Origin of the sequence: Pseudomonas stagnisoli, assembly GCF_048595745.1 — a bacterium.
Classification (GTDB): domain Bacteria; phylum Pseudomonadota; class Gammaproteobacteria; order Pseudomonadales; family Pseudomonadaceae; genus Aquipseudomonas; species Aquipseudomonas alcaligenes_A.
The window spans coordinates 2212552-2235954 of record NZ_CP184361.1; the positions used below are offsets into that span (position 1 = coordinate 2212552).

Here is a 23403-nt window from a genome sequence, read left to right on the forward strand (position 1 = left end):
GTGCAGGGAGGGGATCATCATGCTTATTGCTCCTGCCAGGCGGGCGTGCGTTTCTCCAGGAAGGCGTTGAGCCCCTCCTGGCCTTCGGGGCTGACGCGGATGCGGGCGATGGCGTTCTCGGTGTAGCGGCGCAGGTTGGGGCTGAGTACGCCACTGGCTACTTCACGCAGCAGGTCCTTGCTGGCCTGCATGGCTTGCGGGCTGTTGAGCAGCAGGTTGTTCACCCAGGCTTCGACCTGGGCATCCAGCTCGGCGGCCGGGTAGGCCTCGGCCAGCAGGCCCAGCTCGCGGGCGCGGCTGCCGGAAAAACGTTCGGCGGTCAGCGCATAGCGGCGTGCGGTGCGCTCGCCGAGGGCCTGGACCACAAAGGGGCTGATCACCGCCGGGGCCAGGCCGATGCGCACTTCGGACAGCGAGAACAGCGCGTCTTCCGCGCCGATGGCCATATCGCAGCAGCTCACCAGACCCACCGCGCCGCCGAAGGCCGCGCCCTGGACCACGGCCAGGGTCGGTATCTTCAGGCCGTTGAGGTTGTACATCAGCTCGGCCAGCTCGCGAGCGTCGTTGAGGTTGGCGTTGTAGTCCAGCTTGGCGCTGGCCTGCATCCAGGCCAGGTCGGCGCCGGCCGAGAAATGCTTGCCGCGCCCACGCAGCAGCAGGAAGCGCAGGGTCTTGTCGGCGCCGATCGCGTCGATGACGAGGATCAGCTCGCGGATCATCTCGGCGTTGAAGGCGTTGTTCTTCTCCGGGCGGTTCAGCCACAGGGTGGCGAAGCCGCGCGGGTCTTTTTCCAGTTGAACGGTGGTGAAGTCGGTCATGACGGCTCCAGGCAACTCGGTTGTGCTCCCTCTCCCCGCGGGAGAGGGTTGGGGTGAGGGAGCCGGCGTTCTTCAAACCGTCCCACACCCCCGGCCCCTCTCCCGGAGGGAGAGGGGAGTCATCGTTCTTACATTCTGAACACGCCGAACTGGGTCGGCTCGATCGGCGCATTGAGGCTGGCGGACAGGGCCAGGCCGAGTACGTCGCGGGTCTGCGCCGGGTCGATCACGCCGTCGTCCCACAGGCGGGCGCTGGAATAGTAGGCGTGGGCCTGCTGCTCGTACTGGGCGACGATGGGCTGCTTGATGCGCGCCTCTTCCTCGTCACTGAACGGGTGGCCGGCGCGGGCCGCCTGCTCGCGCTTGACCTGCACCAGCACGCCGGCGGCCTGCTCGGCGCCCATCACGCCGATGCGCGCGTTGGGCCACATCCACAGAAAGCGCGGCTCAAAGGCGCGGCCGCACATGCCGTAGTTGCCGGCGCCGAAGCTGCCACCGATGATCACGGTGAATTTCGGCACCTTGGCGCAGGCCACGGCGGTGACCAGCTTGGCGCCGTGCTTGGCGATGCCGCCTTCCTCGTACTTCTTGCCGACCATAAAGCCGGTGATGTTCTGCAGGAACAGCAGCGGGATGCCGCGCTGGCAGGCCAGTTCGATGAAGTGCGCGCCTTTCTGCGCGGCCTCGGCGAACAGGATGCCGTTGTTGGCCAGGATGGCCACCGGGTAGCCGTGGACGTGGGCGAAGCCGCACACCAGGGTGGTGCCGAACAGCGCCTTGAACTCATCGAATTCGCTGCCGTCGACGATGCGCGCAATCACTTCACGCACATCGAAGGGCTGTTTGGCGTCCGCCGGGATTATCCCGTACAGCTCGTCCGCCGCGTGAAGCGGGGCGATGGGCGTGCGAGCCTGCAGTAGGCCGAGCTTGCGCCAATTGAGGTTGGCGATGCAGCGCCGGGCCAGGGCCAGGGCATGCTCGTCATTCTCCGCGTAGTGGTCTGCCACGCCGCTGGTCTTGCAGTGCACGTCGGCACCGCCCAGCTCCTCGGCGGTCACCACCTCACCGGTGGCGGCCTTCACCAGAGGCGGGCCGGCCAGGAAGATGGTGGCCTGGTTGCGCACCATGATGGTCTCGTCGCTCATTGCCGGCACGTAGGCGCCGCCTGCGGTGCAGGAGCCCATGACCACGGCGATCTGCGGGATGCCTTGGGCGCTCATATTGGCCTGGTTGAAGAAAATGCGGCCGAAGTGCTCGCGGTCGGGGAACACCTCTTCCTGGCGCGGCAGGTTGGCGCCGCCGGAATCCACCAGATAGATGCACGGCAGTCGGTTCTGCTGGGCGATGGTCTGGGCTCGCAGGTGTTTCTTCACGGTCAGTGGGTAGTAGCTGCCGCCCTTCACCGTGGCGTCGTTGGCGATGATCATGCACTCGACGCCTTCCACGCGGCCAATGCCGGCGACCACGCCGGCGGCCGGCACGTCTTCGCCGTAGACCTCATGGGCGGCCAGCTGGCCGACTTCGAGGAAGGGCGAACCGATGTCCAGCAAGCGGTTGATGCGCTCGCGCGGCAGCAGCTTGCCGCGCGAGGTGTGGCGCTCCTGGGCCTTGGCGCCGCCGCCCTCATGGACGCGGGCGAGCAGGGTACGCAGGTCGTTGACCTGGGCGAGCATGGCGGCCTGGTTGGCGGCGAACTCCGGCGAACGGGGGTTGATCTGGGTGTGCAGGATGGCCATATGGCGCTCCGGGCTACGTTGTTCTATGGCTCCCCTCTCCCGTTCACGGGAGAGGGGCCGGGGGAGAGGGTGGCAGTTGATGCAGAGCCCCTCTCCCTAACCCTCTCCCATAAATGGGAGAGGGGACTGTCGGCGTTGTTTGAAAGTTATTTCGTCTCGTTGAACAGCTCGCGGCCGATCAGCATGCGGCGGATCTCGCTGGTGCCGGCGCCGATCTCGTACAGCTTGGCGTCACGCAGCAGGCGGCCGGCCGGGTACTCGTTGGTGTAGCCGTTGCCACCGAGCAGCTGGATGGTGTCCAGCGCCATCTTGGTGGCCATCTCGGCGGTGTAGAGGATCACCGCGGCGGCGTCCTTGCGTGACTCCTCGCCGCGGTCGCAGGCCTTGGCCACGTTGTACAGGTAGGACTTGGATGCGTTCATGCCGGCGTACATGTCGGCCAGCTTGCCCTGCACCAGCTGGAACTCGCCGATCGACTGCTTGAACTGCTGGCGCTCGTGCACGTAGGGCAGCACCACGTCCATGCAGGCGCTCATGATCCCGGTCGGGCCGCCGGAGAGCACGGTGCGCTCGTAGTCCAGACCGCTCATCAGCACGCGCACGCCGGCACCCTCGGCGCCGAGGATGTTCTCCTCCGGCACTTCGCAGTCCTCGAACACCAGCTCGCAGGTGTTGGAGCCGCGCATGCCCAGCTTGTCCAGCTTCTGGTGGCGGGAGAAGCCCTTGTAGTCGCGCTCGACGATAAACGCGGTCATGCCGCGCGAACCGGCGTTGAGGTCGGTCTTGGCGTAGATCACGTAGGTGTGTGCATCCGGGCCGTTGGTGATCCACATCTTGTTGCCATTGAGCACGTAGCGGTCACCGCGCTTCTCGGCGCGCAGCTTCATCGACACCACGTCGGAGCCGGCATTCGGCTCGCTCATGGCCAGCGCGCCGATGTGCTCGCCGGAGCACAACTTGGGCAGGTATTTCTGCTTCTGCGCCTCGCTGCCGTTCTTGCGGATCTGGTTGACGCACAGGTTGGAGTGGGCGCCGTAGGACAAGCCGACCGAGGCCGACGCGCGGCTGATCTCTTCCATCGCCACCACGTGAGCCAGGTAGCCCATGTTGGTGCCGCCGTATTCCTCTTCGACGGTCATGCCGAGCAGACCCATGTCGCCGAACTTGCGCCACATGTCCATGGGGAACTCGTTGTCGCGGTCGATCTGCGCCGCGCGCGGGGCCAGCTCGGCCTGGGCGAACTGATGGACCGAGTCGCGCAGCATGTCGATGGTCTCGCCGAGACCGAAGTTGAGGGTCGGGTAGCTCATGGGGTCACCTGTGTCTTGTAATTGTGAGTCAGGAAACGGCGGATTCGGTGGCGGCCAGCGCGGCCAGGCAGCGTTCCTCGGCGGTGTCGAGTTCCAGCTGCATCTGCTGGATGTCGAGTAGTTGCTGTTCCAGCTGGGCGCGGCGGGCGGCGATCTTGGCCATGAAGGTTTCCAGCTGCTTGCGATTGCCGCTGCTAGGGTCATAGAGGTCGATGAGTTCCTTGCACTCGGCCAGGGAGAAGCCGATGCGCTTGCCGCGCAGAATCAGTTTCAGCGCCACCAGGTCCTTGGGCCGGTAGATGCGCTCCTGGCCACGCCGCTCGGGCTCCAGCATGCCTTGCTCCTCGTAGAAGCGGATGGCACGGGTGGTGACATCGAGCTCGCGGGCCAGATCGGAGATGGAGTAGGTGATGGACATGAGCGGCTCTCGTTTACCTTTACGTTAACGTAAACCTGTGCAAATCTGCCTGTCAATGTCGGCAGGGTCCGACGCCTCATCGATTCGAGGACTGTGCATGCGTATCGAAGACTCCGTATTCCTTATCACCGGCGGTGGCTCCGGTCTCGGCCTGGCCAGCGCCCGCGAGTTGGTCGCGCAGGGCGCCAGGGTGCTGCTGCTGGACATCAACGCCGAGGCTGGCGCCAAGGCGGTCGCCGAGCTGGGCGAGCGCGCACGCTTCCTGCGTGCCGATATCAGCAGCGAGACCGACGGCCGCGCCGCCGTGGAAGAGGCTCTGCAGGCCTTCGGTGCCGTGCACGGGCTGATCAACTGCGCCGGCGTGGCGCCGGCCGAGAAGGTCATCGGGCGCAACGGTGCCCATGGGCTGGACAGCTTCCGCCGCACCATCGAGATCAACCTGATCGGCAGTTTCAACATGCTGCGCCTGGCCGCCGAGGCCATGGCCAGGAATGAGCCGAACGACGGCGGTGAGCGCGGGGTGATCATCAACACCGCCTCGGTGGCGGCCTTCGACGGGCAGATGGGCCAATGCGCCTATTCGGCATCCAAGGGCGGCGTAGCGGCCATGACATTGCCGGCAGCACGCGACCTGGCGCGCTCGGGCATCCGCGTGATGTGTATCGCCCCCGGCATCTTCGAGACACCGATGATGGCCGGCATGCCCCAGGAGGTGCAGGACTCCCTGGCCGCCAACGTGCCGTTCCCGCCGCGCCTGGGGCGCCCGGCCGAGTACGCCGCGCTGGTCCGGCATATCGTCGAGAACGCCATGCTCAACGGCGAGGTCATCCGCCTGGATGGCGCGCTGCGCATGGCGGCCAAGTGAGGTGAAGCATGCTGCCCAGTGAACAGGACCTGCTGATCCGCGACATGGCCCGCCAGTTCGCCCATGAGCGGCTGAAGCCCTTCGCCGCCGACTGGGACCGCGAGCATCGTTTCCCCGCCGAAGCGCTGAAGGAGATGGCCGACCTCGGCTTCCTCGGCATGCTGGTGCCGGAGGAGTGGGGCGGGGCGGCCACCGGCCACCTGGCCTATGCCATGGCCCTGGAGGAGATCGCCGCCGGCGACGGCGCCTGCTCGACCATCATGAGCGTGCACAACTCGGTGGGCTGCATGCCCATCCTCAAGTTCGGCAGCCAGGAGCAGAAACAGCGCTTCCTCCAGCCGTTGGCCAGCGGCGCCATGCTCGGTGCCTTCGCCTTGACCGAGCCGCAGGCTGGCTCCGACGCCAGCGACCTGCGCACCCGCGCCCGCCGCGACGGTGAGCACTATGTGCTCAGCGGTGCCAAGCAGTTCATCACCTCCGGCAGCCACGCCGGGATGGTGATCGTGTTTGCCGTGACCGATCCGGCGGCCGGCAAGAAGGGCATCAGCGCCTTTATCGTGCCGACCGATACGCCCGGCTACTCGGTGGTGCGGGTCGAGGACAAGCTCGGTCAGCACGCCTCCGATACCTGCCAGATCCAGTTCGACGAGGTGCGCATTCCGGCGTCGTTGCGTTTGGGCGAGGAGGGCGAGGGCTACCGCATCGCCCTGAGCAACCTGGAAGGCGGGCGCATCGGCATTGCCGCGCAGTCGGTGGGCATGGCCCGCGCCGCGTTCGAGGCGGCGCGCGACTACGCCCGCGAGCGGCAGACCTTCGGCAAGCCGATCATCGAGCATCAGGCGGTGGCCTTCCGCCTGGCCGACATGGCCACGCAGATCGCCGTGGCGCGGCAGATGGTGCATCACGCCGCCAGCCTGCGCGAAGCCGGTCAGCCCTGCCTGACCGAGGCCTCGATGGCCAAGCTGTTCGCTTCGGAAATGGCGGAGAAGGTCTGCTCGGCGGCCATCCAGACGCTGGGCGGCTACGGCTACCTCAAGGACTTTCCGGTGGAGCGCATCTACCGCGACGTGCGCGTGTGCCAGATCTACGAAGGCACCAGCGATGTGCAGCGGATGGTGATCGCGCGCAGCTTGTAGCCGGGCTGCGGTTTTCTGGGAGAGGGGGTAGGGCTGCCCGCGTATTGTCAGGGTGCTTAGGTTTGCAGCGAGTTGCCTGTCACTCCCTCTCCCAGGGGGAGAGGGAGCTAAGCGTCAGGCTTGTTCGGCAGTTAGTAGGGTGGACAACGCCGAAGGCTTGTCCACCGTGGTGGATGGCTTCGGCCATCCACCCTACAGATTGACCGTCAGGCCTGCTCGGCAGCCTTCTTCTCCTGGGCACTGATCTGCTGCGCCAGCTCGATCAGCTGTTCGCGCATCCAGCGGTTGGCCGGGTCCTGGTCGGTGCTTTCGTGCCAGTACAGGTGGGTTTCCAGGGCCGGTACGTCGTTCACCGGCAGGTCGACGTGGTGCAGGTTGTGGCGACGGGCGAAGCGCTCCGGCACGGTCATCAGCATGTCGGTGCTGTGCAACACGCTGGAGGCCATCAGGTAGTGCTGCGAGCGCAGCGCCACCTTGCGTTGCAGGCCCATCTTGCCCAGCGACAGGTCGATGTAGCCGAGGCCGCTGCGGCGGCTGGAAATCTGGATATGCGCCTGCGACAGGTACTCGTCCAGGCTCAGCTTGTCCTTGGCCAGCGGGTGGCCGGGGCGCATGGCGCACACGTAGCGGTCTTCCATCAGCTTGACGTGACGCACCTGCGGGTCGGTGTTGAGCGGGGCGTCGACGGCGAAGTCCAGGCGGCCAGCGGCCAGTTCCTTGGTGGTTTCGCGGCGCTTGGCCTGGAAGCTCTCGATCTGCACCGCTGGAGCCAGGCGGCGCAGGCGCTGGAACAGCGGCGGCAGGAGGATCTGCTCGGAGAGGTCGGTCATGCTGATGCGGTAGGTCTTGTTCGCCTGCTTGGCGTCGAAGGTGCGGCTTTCCTGTACCGAGACGCGCAGCAGCTGCAGCGCATTGCGCACCGGGCCGATGATGTTCTGCGCCATGGGCGTGGGCACCATGCCCTGCGCGGTGCGCACGAACAGCGGGTCATTGAAGGTCTCGCGCAGGCGCGCCAGGGCGTTGGACACCGCCGGTTGGGTGATGCCGACGATCTGCCCGGCGCGGGTCAGATTGGCCTCGGTGTAGATGGCGTCGAAGACGATGAAGAGGTTGAGGTCTACCTTGTTCAGATTCATGGTCTTCTCCGTGCTTCAAGCCTTATCTCATATTGCTTATGAATGTTGATAAGGCAGGAAAATAGCTTAGATAAATCGTGGGTGCTGTTCTAGCATCATTCCACATCGAAGCCAACCACCAAGGTGTCCCCATGGATTTCGCCTATTCCCCCAAGGTTCAGGAACTGCGTGAGCGCGTCACCGCGTTCATGGAAGCCTATGTCTACCCGGCCGAAGCCGTGTTCGAAGAGCAGGTCAACGAGGGTGACCGTTGGCAGCCGACCGCGATCATGGAGGAGCTGAAAGCCAAGGCTAAGGCCGAAGGGCTGTGGAACCTGTTCCTGCCGGAATCCGAGTACGGCGCGGGCCTGACCAACATGGAATACGCGCCGCTGGCCGAAATCATGGGCCGCTCCCTGATCGGCGCCGAGCCGTTCAACTGCTCCGCGCCGGACACCGGCAACATGGAGACCCTGGTGCGCTACGCCAGCGAGGCGCAGAAGAAGCAGTGGCTGGAACCGCTGCTGTCCGGCGAGATTCGTTCCGCCTTCGCCATGACCGAGCCGGGCGTGGCCTCCTCGGACGCCACCAACATGCAGGCCAACGCCCGCCGCGAGGGTGATGAGTGGGTGATCAACGGCCGCAAGTGGTGGACTTCCGGTGCCTGCGATCCGCGCTGCAAGATCATGATCTTCATGGGCCTGACCAACCCGGACGCGCCGCGCCACCAGCAGCACTCGATGATCCTGGTGCCGAGCGACACCCCCGGGGTGAAGATCGTCCGCCCGCTGCCGGTATTCGGTTACGACGACGCCCCGCATGGCCACGCCGAAGTGATCTTTGACAACGTGCGCGTGCCCTATGACAACGTGCTGCTCGGCGAGGGCCGCGGCTTCGAGATCGCCCAGGGCCGCCTCGGCCCGGGCCGCATCCACCACTGCATGCGCTCCATCGGCATGGCCGAGCGTGCGCTGGAGCTGATGTGCAAGCGCGCCGTCAGCCGTACCGCCTTCGGCAAGCCGCTGGCGCGCCTGGGTGGCAACATCGACCACATCGCCAACTCGCGCATCGAGATTAACCAGGCCCGCCTGCTGACCCTGAATGCCGCGTACATGATGGATACCGTGGGCAACAAGGTGGCCGCCAGCGAGATCGCCCAGATCAAGGTGGTGGCGCCCAACGTCGCGCTCAACGTTATCGATCGCGCCATCCAGATCCACGGCGGCGCCGGCGTCTCCAACGACTTCCCGCTTGCCTACTGGTACGCCATGCAGCGCACCCTGCGCCTGGCCGACGGCCCGGACGAAGTGCACCGCGCGGCGGTGGGCAAGTACGAGGTCGGCAAGTACGTTCCGCGCGAAGCGATGAAAGCCAGCCGCTGACAGCGATGGCAATGCACGAGGCCCGCATCTGCGGGCCTCGTCGTTTCTGGCTAATCGGATGCAGGCTGAGCACCTACCATTCCCTCTCCCCTCGGGGAGAGGGCTAGGGAGAGGGGGCTTGGTCGAATTGCGGACTCTTACCCTCTCCCCCAGCCCCTCTCCCGTAAACGGGAGAGGTGAGCAGTACTGCGCTTGTCTCAGCCTTCCTTGCCGTCCTCGGCCAGGCCCTTCTGGTTAAGCCAGCTCAGGCGCAGATGCAGCTGGGCGGCGAAGGCGCGCGCTGCCAGCTCCTCGTGAAAGGTCAGGCTGCGCCGCCCCATCTGCACTCGCCAGAGCACCTGGCCCTGGCGCTCCAGCCTGTCGATCCGTACGTCCATCAGGACTCCTGCTGCTGGCGATTGCGGGTTTTCAGCAGCGACAGCAGCACGCCGCCGGCCAGCAGGCCGAAGGTAACACCGAGCGAGAGCAGGGCGGGAATCTTGCCGATGAAGCCGTGCAGGAAGATCTTGCCGCCGATGAAGATCAGCACCAGCGCCAGTGCGTACTTGAGATAGACGAAGCGGTGCATCAACGCCGCCAGGGCGAAGTACAGCGAGCGCAGGCCGAGGATGGCGAAGATGTTCGAGGTGTAAACGATGAACGGGTCCTGGGTAATGGCGAAGACCGCCGGCACGCTGTCCACGGCGAACACCAGGTCGGCCAGTTCGATCAGTACCAGGGCGAGAAACAGCGGCGTGGCATAGAGCAGGTGATGGGTGGCGCCTTCCGGCCGCTTGCGCACGAAGAAGCGCCCCTCGTGCAGTTCTTCGGTCACCCGGATATGTCGGCGCAGGAAACGCAGCAGGGGATTCTGCGCCAGGTCCGGGTGGTGCTCCTCGCGGCTGAACAGCATCTTCACCCCGCTGAGCAGCAGGAAGGCGCCGAACACATAGAGCAGCCACTCGAACTCCTGCACCAGCGCCGTGCCCAGGCCGATCATGATGGCGCGCAGCACGATCACCCCGAGAATGCCCCAGAACAGCACGCGGTGCTGGTAGCGCCGGGGGATGCCGAAGAAGCCGAAGATCATCGCCATGACGAACACGTTGTCCATCGACAGCGACTGCTCGACCAGGAAGCCGGTATAGAACTCCAGCGCCTTGTGCACGCCCAGCTCATGCCAGATCCACAGGCCGAACAGCACACCTACGCTGAAGTAGCCGCTGTACAGCAGCAGGCTCTCGCGCATCTCGATCTCGTGCTGGTCGCGGTGCAGGATGCCGAGGTCCAGCACCAGCAGGGCGATGACGATGCCCAGGAAGCTCAGCCACAGCCAGGTGGCCGTGCCCAGGACGGGCGTGGTGAGGAAAAGGAGTAGCGGTTCCATGAGCCCCTCCGTCGCTGTCGGTCAGACAGTGACTCCGACATCGCGGCGTTGGGGGCGCCGCCAGAGGGGCCCGGCGTCACTGGCGAGCGCTTTTACGCTCGTGCACGAACAAGGCTACAGCCGGCTGCCGGGTTCGGCAAACGCAGGTCTGTTCCCCTCTACCTTTGGGAGAGGGGCCAGGGGTGAGGGTGTTGCGATGAGTGAGGGCTTAGTCCCTCACCCTACGCGGGCCGCCCCCTCCCTCCCCATGGGGAGTGGGCGCTGTTAGTACACCCAGACCTCGACGCGGCGGTTTTTTACCCGACCCTCGTCCGCATCGTTGGCTGCCACCGGCATCTGTTCGCCCAGGCCGGTGATGTCGCGGAAGATCACCCCGCCCTTGACCAGGTCCCGCCGCACGGCCATGGCGCGCAGCTTGGACAACAGCGCGGCGCGCGCCGGATCGTTCTTCGGGTCGCCGAAGCCGACCAGCACGGCCTTCTGCCGCAGCTTGTCGTTGGCCTTGAGGTAGTCCAGCACCCGCGCCAGGTCGCGCTGGGCCTTGTTGTCCAACTCGGCGCTACCTTCCTGGAAGCGGAAGTTCACCGACAGGCGCTGCGCCTCGCTGGCCAGCCGGCGATAGTGCTCCGGCATCTGCGCGCTGGGCTCGACCTTCACCGCCTGCACGGTCTGCGGGATGAAGCCGGTCTTGGCCACGATCGCCTGGCCCGCCGGGCTATGGGCGAACTGCACCAGTGCCTGCACCCACTCATTGGTGGTGCCCGGCGGGTTGTAGAGAAACAGCCGACGCGACAGCGGGTAGTCTTCAGTGGCGATCAGCGTGGTGCTGGGCAGCATGGGCTGCGAATCGCCATCGGCAATGGCCAGTGGCTTGCTCTGGCGTACGTAGGGCAGGCCGATGAAGCCGATGCCGTTGGGGTCCTGGCTGACGCTGTCGGACAGCAGGTCGCTGGACTCGAAGCGCTTGGCATCAGCGTCCAGGCTCTTGCCCTGGCTGGCCAGCACCAGTTCCTTGAAGGTGTCGAAGGTGCCCGACTTGTCGTCGCGAGCGTACAGGTGGATCGCCCCAGGCATACCACCGAGGGCCGACCAGTCCTTGATCTCGCCGGCGAACACGGCGGCCAGTTGCTCGGTGGTCAGCGCCTGCACCGGGTTGCGTGGGTGCACGATGATGGCCAGGCCGTCGATGGCGATCACCTGTTCGGCATCGCTGCCGCGCATGTCGCCCAGAGCCTGCAGCGTTGCAGCCTCGGCATCCTTGATCGGGCGCGAGGAGGCGGCCAGCTCGGCGCTACCGTCCTGCAGGGCGACGAAACCGGTACCGGAGCCGTGGGCCGCGACGTTGACCTGCAGGGTGCGACCCAACTTGTCCTCGGCCAGCACGCTCTGCTCGTTTTCCGCGCCTTTGGCAATGCGCACATTGCTCATGCCCTGGCTTTCGAACAGGCCACTGACCAGTGCCGGGCCGAGCTTGGCGCCGATGGTATTGGAGCCCTGGATGCGCAGCAGGGTGGTGGCTTCGGCAGCGAACACCGACCAGGGCAGGGCGTAGCAGATGAAACCGAGGATCAACCAGATGTAGGCATGGTTGCAGGATTGCCGATCACTGACTGGCAGTTCGCGTGACATGCGGCGCAGACCTTCTTCTAGGGTGGAAAGTGCCGCGCAGAATAAGTCGATAAGGTTGCAGTCAGGTTACAGCGCGCCGCTCTGGAATGGGCCCTGAGCGTAAACAAGCCAGCGCTTGTGCTGGCTTGTTTTAGGTGGTGAAGCTCAGGATGCCGGGCTTAGCTCAGCTCCAGCCAGATCGGTGCGTGGTCGGACGGTTTTTCCATGGCGCGCAGCTCGTAGTCGATGCCGGCGTCCTTGAACCGCGCCTGCAGGGCGGCGGTGGCGAGGATCACATCGATGCGCAGCCCGCGCTTGGGCTCGTCCTCGAAGCCGCGGCTGCGGTAGTCGAACCAGCTGAAGCGGTCGTTCACGGTCGGGTTGAGGTGGCGGAAGCTGTCGACCAGGCCCCAGTTCTTCAGGGTCGCCAGCCACTCGCGCTCCTCGGGCAGGAAGCTGCACTTGCCGGTCTTCAGCCAGCGCAGGCGGTTGGGCTCGCCGATGCCGATGTCGCAGTCTTCCGGGCTGATATTGATGTCGCCCATGACCACCAGCGCCTGGGCCGGGTCGAAGCGCTCAACCAGCAGTTGTTGCAGGTCGGCGTAGAACCGCTGCTTGCCGGGGAATTTGGTGGGGTGGTCGCGGCTCTCACCCTGGGGGAAGTAGCCGTTCATCACCGTCACCGGGTTGCCTTGCTTATCGGCGAAGGTGCCATAGATGAAGCGGCGCTGGGCGTCTTCCGCGTCGCCGGGAAAGCCCTTGTGCAGCTCCAGCGGTGCTTCGCGGGAGAGCAGGGCGACGCCGTAGTGGCCTTTCTGCCCGTGATAGTGCACGTGGTAGCCGAGTTGGCGGATGTCTTCCTCGGGGAACTGCTCGTCGGCGACCTTGGTCTCCTGCAGGCCGATGACATCCGGCTGGTGCTTGTCGATGAGCGCCTGTAGCTGATGAGGTCGGGCGCGCAGGCCGTTGATATTGAAGGAAACGATCTTCATGGGGAGGCACCGGCGGGTAAAACCGCGATGCTAGCCCAGCGCTCTGGCGACGGCCAGCGTCTGGCAGGGGGTGGGTTGCGGTGCTACCTTGGCCTTCGACCCGCCAAACCAATAACAACCGAGGTCAGCCCGATGCCCCACCGTAACGCCGAAGTCCGCATGCTCGATCATGGCTACGTCCGCGAGGCCCGCTCGCTGCTGTACCACGCCTACCGCCACGACCCGACCTTCGCCTACCTGTTCGAGAGCGAGCGCCCCGGCTTCGACCAGCGCGTGCGCGCCACCGTGCGCGAGCTGGTGCAGCAGCATTTCGCCGAGGAACTGCCGGCCATCGGCCTGGTGATCGAGGAGCGCCTGGTCGGCATCGCCCTGATCGCGCCACCGATCCGCCGTCTGGACATCACCGAGAGCTGGGGCTGGCGCCTGCGCATGCTGATGACCACCGGCTTCCGTTGCACCAAGCGCTACCTGGAATATCACGACGCGGTGCTCGCCTGCCTGCCGCCGGGTCCTTACCACGTGTTGCCGCTGATTGGCGTGCACCCGCAGTTCCAGGGCCAGCAGCTCGGTGAAAAGCTGCTCGGCGCCCTGCATGACTGGTGTGCCGAGGATGCCGGCTCGCAGGGCGTGGTGCTCGACACCGGCAACCCGCATTACCTGGACTTCTACAAGCGCCAGGGCTACGAGGAAATCGGTGAAGTGGCGGTAGGGCCGATCCGCGAGCACGTATTCTTCCACCCCAACCCGCAGGTGGTCCGACAAGCCTCGGCCTGATGGCGGCGTTGCCGGAGCAGCACCGCCCGGTCACACTAGCGGCCGTTCAACCGCTGGGTGCCGTTACCCGGCATCAACACACTGAAGGAACTCGCAAATGGCTCAAGTAACTCTCAAGGGCAACCCGGTTCAGGTCGACGGTCAGCTGCCGCAGGCCGGTCAGCAGGCCCCGGCGTTCAGCCTGGTGGCCAAGGATCTTTCCGACGTGACCCTGGCCAGCCTGGCCGGCAAGCGCAAGGTGCTGAACATCTTCCCGAGCATCGACACCCCGACCTGCGCCACCTCCGTGCGCAAGTTCAATGCCGAGGCCAGTGCTCTGCCCAACACCGTGGTGCTGTGCATTTCCGCCGACCTGCCGTTCGCCCAGGCACGCTTCTGCGGCGCCGAAGGCCTGGACAACGTGGTCAACCTGTCGACCATGCGCGGCGCCAGCTTCCTCAAGGACTACGGCGTGGCCATCGCCAGCGGCCCGCTGGTGGGCGTGGCTGCCCGTGCCGTGGTGGTGCTGGACGAGCAGGGCAAGGTGCTGCACAGCGAGCTGGTCGGCGAGATCGCCGATGAGCCGGACTACGCGGCCGCCATCGCCGTACTGAAGTAATCCGGGGCTGCTGCGCGTCGGAAAAGCTGTGTTGGAAGCGGCTTCGGAATGCTCATTTACTAGTTGTAAACTGCGCTTCCTCCGCCGCTTCCGCCTTGCTTTTCTCTAGCTCGCAAGCCCCTCGCGGCGTCACTGCTTACAACGGCCTGCCTGATGCAGGCCGTTGTTTTTTCTAAATTCCTAACGTCTTGTTACGTCAAACAAGGGTAAATAGGCGGTAAAGACCCTTTGCCTGGCTGCTGGGAGTACTTATCGTTCACCCTCCCCAGGAAAGTGATATCGCGCCATGCCCGATTTTCGTGCCACCTCACGTGTTTCCCGTCGCTGGCTGATCGGCCTGGCCGTGCTGCTCGGCGCGCTGCTGCTGTGGTGGCTGCTGCCCGGCAAGCCGGCCACGAAGAAAGAGGGCAACAGCCCCTGGGATGGCCCGGTGCCGGTGCGCCTGACTGAGGTCGGCAGCGGCGATTTTCATATCGAGCTCAAGGCCCTGGGCACCGTCACTGCGCTGAACACGGTCAATGTACGCTCGCGGGTGGATGGCGAACTGGTCAAGGTGTTCTTCGAGGAGGGGCAACTGGTCAAGGCCGGCGACCTGCTGGCGCAGATCGACCCGCGTCCCTATCAGGTCGCGTTGCAGCAGGCCGAGGGCACCCTGGCGCAGAACCAGGCGCAGCTGAAGAATGCCGAGATCGACCTGGCGCGTTACCAGGGGCTATACGCCGAAGACAGCATCGCCAAGCAGACCCTGGACACCCAGCAGGCTCTGGTCGGCCAGTACCGCGGCACGGTGAAGAGCAACCAGGCCGCCGTCGCCGAAGCGCGTCTGAACCTCGACTTCACCCGCATCCGCGCGCCTATCTCCGGTCGCCTCGGCCTGCGCCAGGTGGACCTCGGCAACCTGGTGCGCAGCAGCGACACCACACCGCTGGTGGTGATCACCCAGGTCGAGCCCATCGCCGTCAACTTCACCCTGCCGGAGAAAGACCTGCCGCCGGTACTGGCGCGGGTGCGTGACAACCAGAAGCTGCGCGTCGAGGCTTGGGACCGGGGCGAGCAGCAGCGCCTGGCCGAGGGCGAGCTGCACAGCCTGGACAACCAGATCGACGTGGCCACCGGCACCGTCAAGCTCAAGGCACGTTTCACCAATGCCGGCGAACAGCTGTTCCCCAACCAGTTCGTCAACGTGCGCCTACGCGTGGAAACGCGCCAGCAGGCCACGCTGATCCCTTCGGCGGCCGTGCAGTTCGGTGCGCGTGGCACTTTCGTCTTCGTCCTCGGCGAGGGCGACAAGGTGCAGATCCGCGATGTGCGCATTGCCGCCAGCGACGGCGCCACCAGCCTGGTGGAGGAGGGCGTCAAGGTCGGTGAGCGGCTGGTGCTGGAGGGCATCGACAAGCTCAAGGATGGCAGCCAGGTGCAGGTGATCGGCAACGAGCCGGGCGCCCTGGCGCAACCGCAGGCCCAGGCAGCACAGAAGCAGGGCGCATGAACGCCTCGCGCCTGTTCATCCTGCGGCCGGTCGCCACCACGCTGCTGATGGTGGCGATCTTCCTCACCGGTCTGATCGCCTACCGTCTGCTGCCGGTCTCCGCGCTGCCGGAGGTGGATTACCCGACCATCCGCGTGCTGACTCTGTATCCGGGCGCCAGCCCGCAGGTGATGACCAGCTCGGTGACCGCGCCGCTGGAGCGCCAGTTCGGCCAGATGCCGGGGCTCAAGCAGATGTCCTCGACCAGCTCGGGCGGCGCCTCGGTGATCACCCTGCGCTTCAGCCTGGAGGTGAATCTGGATGTCGCCGAGCAGGAGGTGCAGGCCGCCATCAACGCCGCCAGCAACCTGCTGCCCAACGATCTGCCGGCGCCACCGGTGTACAACAAGGTCAACCCGGCGGACACCCCAGTGCTGACGCTGGCCATCCGCTCCAGCACCCTGCCGCTGACCCAGGTGCACGACCTGATCGACACGCGCATGGCGCAGAAGATCGCGCAGATCAGCGGTGTCGGCCTGGTCAGTCTGGCCGGTGGCCAGCGTCCGGCCGTGCGCATCAAGGTCGACCCCGAGGCGCTGGCCAGCCATGGCCTCAACCTGGCCGATGTGCGCCAGCTGATCGCCGCGCAGAACGTCAACCAGCCCAAGGGCAACTTCGACGGCCCGACCCGCGTCTCGCAGCTGGATGCCAACGACCAGCTCAAGTCGGCCGCCGAGTACCAGGACCTGATCCTCAAGTACGAGAACGGCGCGGCGCTACGCCTGCGTGACGTGGCCAGTATCGTCGACGGCGCCGAGAACGAGCGCCTGGCGGCCTGGGCCGACCGCAACGAGACGGTGCTGCTGAGCATCCAGCGTCAGCCCGGCGCCAACGTGATCGAGGTGGTCGACCGTATCCAGAAGCTGCTGCCGCAGATCACTGCGGGCCTGCCGGCGAGCATCGAGGTACAGGTTCTCACCGACCGCACCCAGACCATCCGTGCGGCGGTCAAGGACGTGCAGTTCGAGCTGGTGCTGGCGATCGCCCTGGTGGTGCTGGTGACCTTCCTGTTCCTGCGCAAGGTGTCGGCCACCATCATCCCGTCCATCGCGGTGCCGCTGTCGCTGATCGGCACGTTCGGCGTGATGTACCTGGCCGGCTTCTCCATCAACAACCTGACGCTGATGGCGCTGACCATTGCCACCGGCTTCGTGGTGGACGATGCCATCGTCATGCTGGAGAACATCGCGCGCCACCTGGAGGAGGGCGAGACACCGTTCAACGCCGCGCTCAAGGGCGCCAAGCAGATCGGCTTCACCCTGATCTCGCTGACCTTCTCGCTGATCGCGGTGCTGATTCCGTTGCTGTTCATGGCTGACGTCGTGGGGCGACTGTTCCGCGAGTTCGCCATTACCCTGGCGGTGGCCATCCTGATTTCCCTGGTGGTGTCGCTGACCCTCACGCCGATGATGTGCGCGCGCCTGCTCAAGGCCGAAAAAGAGGAAGAGCAGGGGCGCTTCTACAGGTCCGCCGGCGCCTTTATCGACGGCCTGATCGCGCGCTACGCGGTCGGCCTGACCTGGACCCTGCGCCACCAGGGCCTGACCCTGCTGGTGGCCATCGGCACCCTGGCCCTTACCGTGGTGCTGTACCTGGCCGTGCCCAAGGGTTTCTTCCCGGTGCAGGACACCGGAGTGATCCAGGGTATTTCCGAGGCGCCGCAGTCGATCTCCTTCAAGGCCATGAGCGAGCGCCAGCAGCGCCTGGCCGAGGTCATCCTGCGTGACCCGGACGTTTCCAGCCTGTCCTCCTACATTGGCGTGGACGGCGACAACCCGACCCTCAACAGCGGCCGCCTGCTGATCAACCTCAAGCCGCACCGCGAGCGCGACGTGACCGCCAGCGAGGTGATCGAGCGCCTGCGCCCCGAGCTGGCCAAGGTGCCGGGCATAGCCCTGTACCTGCAGCCGGTGCAGGACCTGACCATCGAGGACCGGGTCAGCCGCACCCAGTTCCAGTTCAGCCTGGAGTCGCCGGACGGTGCGCTGCTGGAGGAGTGGACGCCCAAACTGATCACCGCGCTGAACCAGCAACCGGAGCTGCGCGATGTAGCCAGCGACCTGCAGAACCGCGGCCTGCAGGTGTTCCTCAATATTGACCGCGACGCCGCCTCGCGCCTGGGCGTGAGCGTCGGCAGCATTGATGATGCCTTGTACGACGCCTTCGGCCAGCGGCAGATTTCCACCATCTTCACCCAGTCCAGCCAATACCGCGTGGTGCTCGAGAGCGCCAGCGCCGGCGAGCTGGGGCCGCAGGCGCTGCAGCGCATCCATGTCGCCACCGCCAGTGGCGTTCAGGTGCCGCTGGCCTCGCTGGCGCGCATCGAGGAGCGGCCGGCCAGCCTGCTGGTCAACCATATCGGCCAGTTCCCGGCGGTCACGGTGTCGTTCAACCTGGCGCCGGGCGTGTCGCTGGGCGAAGCGGTCGAGGTGATCGAGCAGGTCAAGCAGGGCATCGGCCTGCCGGCGGGCATCCAGACCCAGTTCCAGGGCGCGGCAGAAGCGTTCCGCGCCTCGCTGTCGAGCACGCTACTGCTGATCCTGGCCGCCATCGTCACCATGTACATCGTGCTGGGCGTGCTCTACGAGAGCTATATCCACCCGATCACCATCCTCTCGACGCTGCCCTCGGCCGGCGTCGGCGCACTGCTGGCGCTGCTGCTGACCGGCAACGACCTGGGCCTGATCGCCATCATCGGCATCATCCTGCTGATCGGCATCGTCAAGAAGAACGCGATCATGATGATCGACTTCGCCCTGGAGGCCGAGCGCCACCAGGGCATGACGCCTGAGGCGGCCATCTACCAGGCTGCGCTGCTGCGCTTTAGGCCGATTCTGATGACCACCCTGGCCGCGCTGTTCGGCGCCATTCCGCTGATGCTGGCCTCGGGCTCCGGCGCCGAGCTGCGCCAGCCGCTGGGCCTGGTGATGGTTGGTGGCCTGCTGCTGAGCCAGGTGCTGACGCTATTCACCACACCGGTGATCTACCTGGCCTTTGATCGCTTGTCGCGGCGGTTTCTCGGCCGTAGCGCTTCAGGGGTGCCGGCGTGAGTGGCGCCTGGCTTTTGCTCCCCTCGCCCGTTTACGGGAGAGGGGCCGGGGGAGAGGGCGGGGCTGCTGCGGTGCCTTTGCCCCTCTCCCTACGCCGGGCGCCCCTAACCCTCTCCGCTGAGGGGAGAGGGGAGGCGGCAGGCTATCCATGAATCTCTCCGCCCCCTTCATCCGCCGTCCGGTAGCGACGCTGCTGCTGAGCCTGGCGATCATCCTCGCCGGGCTGGTCAGCTTCCGCCTGCTGTCGGTGGCACCGCTGCCGAACATGGATTTCCCGGCCATCGTGGTCAGCGCCAGCCTGCCGGGTGCCAGCCCGCAGACCATGGCCTCCAGCGTCGCCACGCCGCTGGAGCGCGCGTTGGGCAGCATCGCCGGCATCAGCGAGATGACCAGCCGCAGCGCCCAGGGCAATACGCGGATCATCATTCTGTTCGAGATCGGGCGGAACGTGGATGCCGCCGCGCGCGAGGTGCAGGCGGCGATCAACGCCTCGCGCAACCTGCTGCCCAGCGGCATGCGCACGATGCCCACCTACGAGAAGTTCAACCCGTCGCAGGCGCCGATCATGGTGCTGTCGCTGACCTCGCCGCAGCTGGACAAGAGCCAGCTGTACGACCTGGCCTCCACGGTGATCGCCCAGAAGCTGTCGCAGGTGCAGGGCGTGGGCAAGATCGAGATCGGCGGCAGCTCGCTGCCGGCCGTGCGCGTGCAGCTGGAGCCGCGCCTGCTCGACCAGTACGGCGTGGCCCTCGACGAGGTGCGCAACGCCATCGACCAGGCCAACCAGGATCGCCCCAAGGGCGACGTCGCCGATGCCGACCGCCACTGGCAGATCCAGGCCAACGACCAGCTGCGCAAGGCCGCGCAGTACCAGAACCTGATCATCCGCTACCAGAACAACGCGCCGGTGCGTCTGGGGGATGTGGCCAAGGTCGCGGATTCGGTGGAGAACCGCTACAACTCAGGCTTCTACAACGACGAGAAGGCCGTGCTGCTGGTGGTCAACCGCCAGCCGGGCGCCAACATCATCCAGACCATCGAGGACATCCGCGCCGAACTGCCGGCCCTGGAGGCGGTGATGCCGGCCAGCGCCCAGCTGGATGTGGCCATGGACCGCTCGCCGGTGATCCGCGCCAGCCTGCACGAAGCCGAGCGTACCCTGCTGATCGCCGTGGCCCTGGTGATCATGGTGGTCTTCCTGTTCCTCGGCCGCTGGCGCGCCTCGCTGATTCCGGCACTGGCGGTACCGGTGTCGCTGGTCGGCACCTTCGCGGTGATGTACCTGCTGGACTTCTCGCTGAACAACCTGTCGCTGATGGCGCTGATCATCTGCACCGGCCTGGTGGTGGACGACGCCATCGTCGTGCTGGAGAACATCTCGCGGCATATCGAGGCCGGCGAAAAGCCCATGGCGGCGGCATTCAAGGGTTCGCAGGAGGTGGGCTTCACCCTGTTGTCGATGAACCTGTCGCTGGTCGCGGTGTTCATGTCCATCCTGTTCATGGGCGGCATCGTTGGCAGCCTGTTCGGCGAGTTCGCCGTGACCCTGACTGCGGCGATCCTGATCTCCCTGGCCGTGTCGCTGACCCTGACGCCGATGCTCTGCGCCCGCTGGCTCAAGGCCGAAGAAGAGGAACGCGCGCCCGGCCGCCTGCAGCAGTTCGGCGCGCGGGTGCAGGAGCGTGTACTGGCCTTCTATGGACGCAGCCTGGAGTGGGCGCTGGCGCATTCGCGGCTGACCCTGTTCACCCTGCTGCTGACCATTGCCGGCAACTTCTACCTGTTCGCCACGGTGCCGAAAAACCTGATGCCCGAGCAGGACACCGGCCAGCTGATCGGCTTCGTGCGTGGCGATGATGGTCTGTCGTTCCAGGTCATGCAGCCGAAGATGGACGCCTTCCGCGACGGCCTGCTCAAGGACCCGGCGATCCACAGCGTGGCCGGTTTCATCGGCGGCGAGAGTGGGATCAACAACGCCTTCCTGGTGGTGCGCCTGAAGCCCATCGCCGAGCGCGACATTTCCGCCCGCGAGGTGATGGATCGCCTGCGCAAGGAGCTGCCCAAGGTACCTGGCGCACGGCTGATGCTGATGTCCGACCAGGACCTGCAGTTCGGTGGCCGCCAGGGGCGGAGCTCGGAGAACGAGTACGTGTTGCTGGCCAGCGAACTGTCGCTGCTCAAGGAATGGACCCCCAAGGTGCGTGACGCCCTGGCCAAGCTGCCGGAGCTGACCGACATCGATGCCAACGAAGGCGAGGGCGCCCAGCAGATCAACCTGGTGGTGGACCGCGCCACGGCCCAGCGCCTGGGTGTGGACATGGCGATGATCACCAGCGTGCTGAACAACGCGTTCAGCCAGCGGCAGATCTCCACCATCTACGAGTCGCTCAACCAGTACAGCGTGGTCATGGAGATCGATCCGGCCTATGCCCAGTACCCGGAGGCACTGGACCAGATCCAGGTGATCAGCGCCGACGGCGCGCGCGTGCCGCTGTCCGGCTTTGCCCGCTGGGAACGCAGCCTGGAGGAGGACAGGGTCAACCACCAGGGCCAGTTCGCCGCGGAGAGCATTGGCTACTCGCTGGCCCCGGAGGTCAGCCAGGACCAGGCCAATGCGGCGATTCGCCGGGCGGTGGCGGAACTCAACCTGCCCACCGAAGTACAGGGCCTGCTGGGCGGCACCGGCGGCCAGTTCGAGAAGGAAGCGCAGGGCCAGCCGGTGATGATCCTGATTGCCTTGCTGGTGGTGTACATCGTCCTCGGCATTCTCTACGAGAGCTATATCCACCCGCTGACCATCCTCTCCACGCTGCCCTCGGCCGGTGTTGGCGCGCTGGCGGCGATCCTGCTGACCGGCAGCGAGTTCAGCATGGTTTCGCTGCTTGGCCTGTTCCTGCTGATCGGCGTGGTAAAGAAGAACGCCATCCTGATGATCGACCTGGCCCTGGAGCTGGAGCGCGACCAGCTCTTGAGCCCGCAGGAATCGATTCGCCGCGCCTGCCTGCTGCGCTTCCGCCCGATCATGATGACCACCCTGGCCGCCATGCTCGGCGCGCTGCCCCTGTTACTCGGCCAGGCCGAAGGCGCCGAGATGCGCCAGCCGCTTGGCCTGGCCATTGTCGGCGGCCTGGTGCTCAGCCAGTTGCTCACCCTTTACACCACTCCGGTGGTCTACCTGTACCTCGATCGTCTGCGCCATCGGGTCAACCGCTGGCGCGGCGTGCGCAGCGATGCCGCCCTGGAAACTCCGCTATGAAGCCCACCTTGCTCCGTTGTTCGTCCCTGTTCGTTGCCCTGGCTTTGGCCGGCTGCGCCGTTGGCCCGGACTACCTGCGGCCAACAAGCGCCCCCTCGGTCGAGTTCAAGCAGGCCGCCGGCTGGAAGTCAGCGGCGCCAGCCGACACCGCGCTGCGCGGTGACTGGTGGACGCTGTACGACGACCCCGAGCTGGATGCGCTGATCGCGCGTTTGAATGCCGACAACCAGAACCTGGCCTCGGCCGAAGCCAAGTATCGCCAGGCCCAGGCCCTGGTGCGTGGCGCACGGGCGAGCTTCTTCCCGACGCTGGGGCTCAACACCGGGGTGACCCGCGCAGGGCAGGGTGGGGGAGACAGCACCATCGGTACCACCGGGGGGGTGAGCGTCAGCGGCGCCAATGCCTCCACCGTATCCAAGAGTTACGAGGCCAGTCTCGGTGTGAGCTGGGAGCTGGACCTGTGGGGCAAGCTGCGCCGCCAGCTGGAGTCGGAAAACGCCGGCCTCGATGCCAGCGCCGCAGACCTCGCGGCGGTCCGCCTCAGTCAGCAGTCCGAGCTGGTGCAGAATTACCTGCAGCTGCGCGTGCTGGACCAGCAAAAACGCCTGCTCGATGAGACGGTGGCGGCCTACCGGCAGGCCTATCGCATCGCCGAGAATCAGTACAAGGCCGGCATCGTGCCCAGGTCCGACGTGACCCAGGCGCTGACTCAGCTCAAGGGCACCGAAGCCGAGGCTGTGGACCTGGAATACCAGCGCGCCCTGCTGGAGCATGCGATTGCGGTACTGGTCGGCGTGGCGCCGTCGGAGTTCGAACTGGCGGTGCGCGAGGAGTTGCCCGCGCTGCCCAGCGTGCCGGTCAGCCTGCCGTCGACCTTGCTGGAACGGCGCCCGGACGTGGCCGCTGCCGAGCGCCGGGTGATGGCCGCCAACGCCGAGATTGGCGTAGCCGAAGCCGCTTATTACCCCGAGCTGAGCCTGTCGGCCAGCGGCGGCTATCGCAGCGGCAGCCTGGATAACTGGATCAGCTCGCCCAACCGTTTCTGGTCGATTGGCCCGGCGTTCGCACTGAATCTGTTCGACGGCGGCCTGATCCGCTCGCGCGTCGAGCAGGCCGAGGCCAGCTATGACCAGACCGTGGCCGACTACCGGCAGACCGTACTCGGCAGCTTCCGCGAGGTGGAGGATTATCTGGTGCAGCTGGCCGTGCTGGAGCGCGAAGCGGTGGTCCAGCAGGAAGCGCTGGAGGCGGCCCGCGAATCGCTGCGCCTGATCCTCAACCAGTACCGGGCCGGCACCGTGGAGTTCACCGATGTGGTCAGCGTACAGACCACCGCGTTGTCCAACGAACGTACCCGTCTGACCCTGCAGGGCAGCCGCCTGATCGCCAGCGTGCAGCTGATCGCGGCGCTGGGCGGCGGCTGGCAGGGCCTGCCGGCGCAGGAATAATCG

The 23403-nt window shown here is 66.0% G+C and carries 18 protein-coding genes; 9 read left to right on the forward strand and 9 right to left on the reverse strand.

Translation table 11 applies throughout. The features are described 5' to 3' along the window. Positions 1–23: 23 nt before the first annotated feature. The 4 genes from ACOAPY_RS10700 to ACOAPY_RS10715 all read right to left on the reverse strand — a co-directional run bounded on the left by ACOAPY_RS10700 (position 24) and on the right by ACOAPY_RS10715 (position 4282). Entirely contained in the window at positions 24–818 is a 795-nt protein-coding gene (locus ACOAPY_RS10700) for a gamma-carboxygeranoyl-CoA hydratase (protein ID WP_465153277.1), read from the reverse strand. Between the two features lie 128 nt (positions 819–946). Then, on the reverse strand, positions 947–2554 hold the full coding sequence (locus tag ACOAPY_RS10705; RefSeq protein WP_465153278.1) for a carboxyl transferase domain-containing protein: 1608 nt from the start codon (positions 2552–2554) through the stop codon (positions 947–949). Between the two features lie 146 nt (positions 2555–2700). Continuing rightward, a complete protein-coding gene (locus ACOAPY_RS10710) occupies positions 2701–3864 on the reverse strand; it encodes an isovaleryl-CoA dehydrogenase (protein WP_465153279.1) in 1164 nt (387 codons plus the stop codon). 28 nt (positions 3865–3892) lie between these two features. Further along, a complete protein-coding gene (locus tag ACOAPY_RS10715) occupies positions 3893–4282 on the reverse strand; it encodes a MerR family transcriptional regulator (protein ID WP_169919917.1) in 390 nt (129 codons plus the stop codon). 97 nt (positions 4283–4379) lie between these two features. Between ACOAPY_RS10715 and ACOAPY_RS10720 the strand changes: the two genes are divergently transcribed. Next, positions 4380–5147, forward strand: coding sequence for a 3-hydroxyacyl-CoA dehydrogenase (locus ACOAPY_RS10720; protein ID WP_465153280.1), 768 nt, complete (start codon positions 4380–4382; stop codon positions 5145–5147). A gap of 8 nt (positions 5148–5155) precedes the next feature. After that, positions 5156–6283, forward strand: a complete 1128-nt coding sequence (locus ACOAPY_RS10725; RefSeq protein ID WP_465153281.1) for an acyl-CoA dehydrogenase family protein — start codon at positions 5156–5158, stop codon at positions 6281–6283. 206 nt (positions 6284–6489) lie between these two features. Here ACOAPY_RS10725 and ACOAPY_RS10730 read toward each other — a convergent pair whose 3' ends face one another. Beyond that, positions 6490–7419, reverse strand: coding sequence for a LysR family transcriptional regulator (locus ACOAPY_RS10730; RefSeq protein WP_465153282.1), 930 nt, complete (start codon positions 7417–7419; stop codon positions 6490–6492). A gap of 131 nt (positions 7420–7550) precedes the next feature. Between ACOAPY_RS10730 and ACOAPY_RS10735 the strand changes: the two genes are divergently transcribed. Continuing rightward, positions 7551–8780 carry an acyl-CoA dehydrogenase gene (locus tag ACOAPY_RS10735; protein WP_076578758.1) on the forward strand — a complete coding sequence of 410 codons (1230 nt, stop codon included), beginning with the start codon at positions 7551–7553 and terminating at the stop codon, positions 8778–8780. 197 nt (positions 8781–8977) lie between these two features. Here the strand turns inward: ACOAPY_RS10735 and ACOAPY_RS10740 are convergent, their stop codons facing one another. The 4 genes from ACOAPY_RS10740 to xthA form a co-directional block, all read right to left on the reverse strand. Further along, entirely contained in the window at positions 8978–9157 is a 180-nt protein-coding gene (locus ACOAPY_RS10740) for a hypothetical protein (RefSeq protein ID WP_465153283.1), read from the reverse strand. Beyond that, a complete protein-coding gene (locus ACOAPY_RS10745) occupies positions 9157–10146 on the reverse strand; it encodes a TerC family protein (RefSeq protein WP_465153284.1) in 990 nt (329 codons plus the stop codon). The genes ACOAPY_RS10740 and ACOAPY_RS10745 overlap by 1 nt, the downstream gene beginning before the upstream one ends. A 264-nt stretch (positions 10147–10410) precedes the next feature. Continuing rightward, positions 10411–11775 (reverse strand): substrate-binding domain-containing protein, encoded by a 1365-nt coding sequence (locus ACOAPY_RS10750; protein ID WP_465153285.1) that lies wholly within the window; start codon positions 11773–11775, stop codon positions 10411–10413. 158 nt (positions 11776–11933) lie between these two features. Beyond that, entirely contained in the window at positions 11934–12746 is an 813-nt protein-coding gene (xthA, locus tag ACOAPY_RS10755; protein ID WP_076578752.1) for an exodeoxyribonuclease III, read from the reverse strand. A 132-nt stretch (positions 12747–12878) separates the two neighbouring features. Here xthA and ACOAPY_RS10760 point away from each other — a divergent pair, with 132 nt between their 5' ends. From ACOAPY_RS10760 to ACOAPY_RS10785, 6 genes are all read left to right on the forward strand, one after another. Next, the gene (locus ACOAPY_RS10760; RefSeq protein ID WP_465153286.1) at positions 12879–13520 is read left to right on the forward strand and encodes a GNAT family N-acetyltransferase; all 642 of its coding nucleotides are present in this window, start codon (positions 12879–12881) and stop codon (positions 13518–13520) included. Positions 13521–13617: 97 nt separating this feature from the next. After that, the gene (tpx, locus tag ACOAPY_RS10765) at positions 13618–14118 is read left to right on the forward strand and encodes a thiol peroxidase (RefSeq protein WP_076578750.1); all 501 of its coding nucleotides are present in this window, start codon (positions 13618–13620) and stop codon (positions 14116–14118) included. Positions 14119–14404: 286 nt separating this feature from the next. Continuing rightward, complete coding sequence (locus ACOAPY_RS10770) at positions 14405–15607, forward strand: MdtA/MuxA family multidrug efflux RND transporter periplasmic adaptor subunit (protein ID WP_465153287.1); 1203 nt, start codon at positions 14405–14407, stop codon at positions 15605–15607. Beyond that, complete coding sequence (locus tag ACOAPY_RS10775) at positions 15604–18696, forward strand: MdtB/MuxB family multidrug efflux RND transporter permease subunit (protein ID WP_465153288.1); 3093 nt, start codon at positions 15604–15606, stop codon at positions 18694–18696. The genes ACOAPY_RS10770 and ACOAPY_RS10775 overlap by 4 nt, the downstream gene beginning before the upstream one ends. A 148-nt stretch (positions 18697–18844) precedes the next feature. Beyond that, positions 18845–21952, forward strand: coding sequence for an efflux RND transporter permease subunit (locus tag ACOAPY_RS10780; protein ID WP_465153289.1), 3108 nt, complete (start codon positions 18845–18847; stop codon positions 21950–21952). Next, on the forward strand, positions 21949–23400 hold the full coding sequence (locus tag ACOAPY_RS10785) for an efflux transporter outer membrane subunit (RefSeq protein ID WP_465153290.1): 1452 nt from the start codon (positions 21949–21951) through the stop codon (positions 23398–23400). Before ACOAPY_RS10780 ends, ACOAPY_RS10785 begins: the two co-directional genes overlap by 4 nt. Positions 23401–23403: the final 3 nt, after the last annotated feature.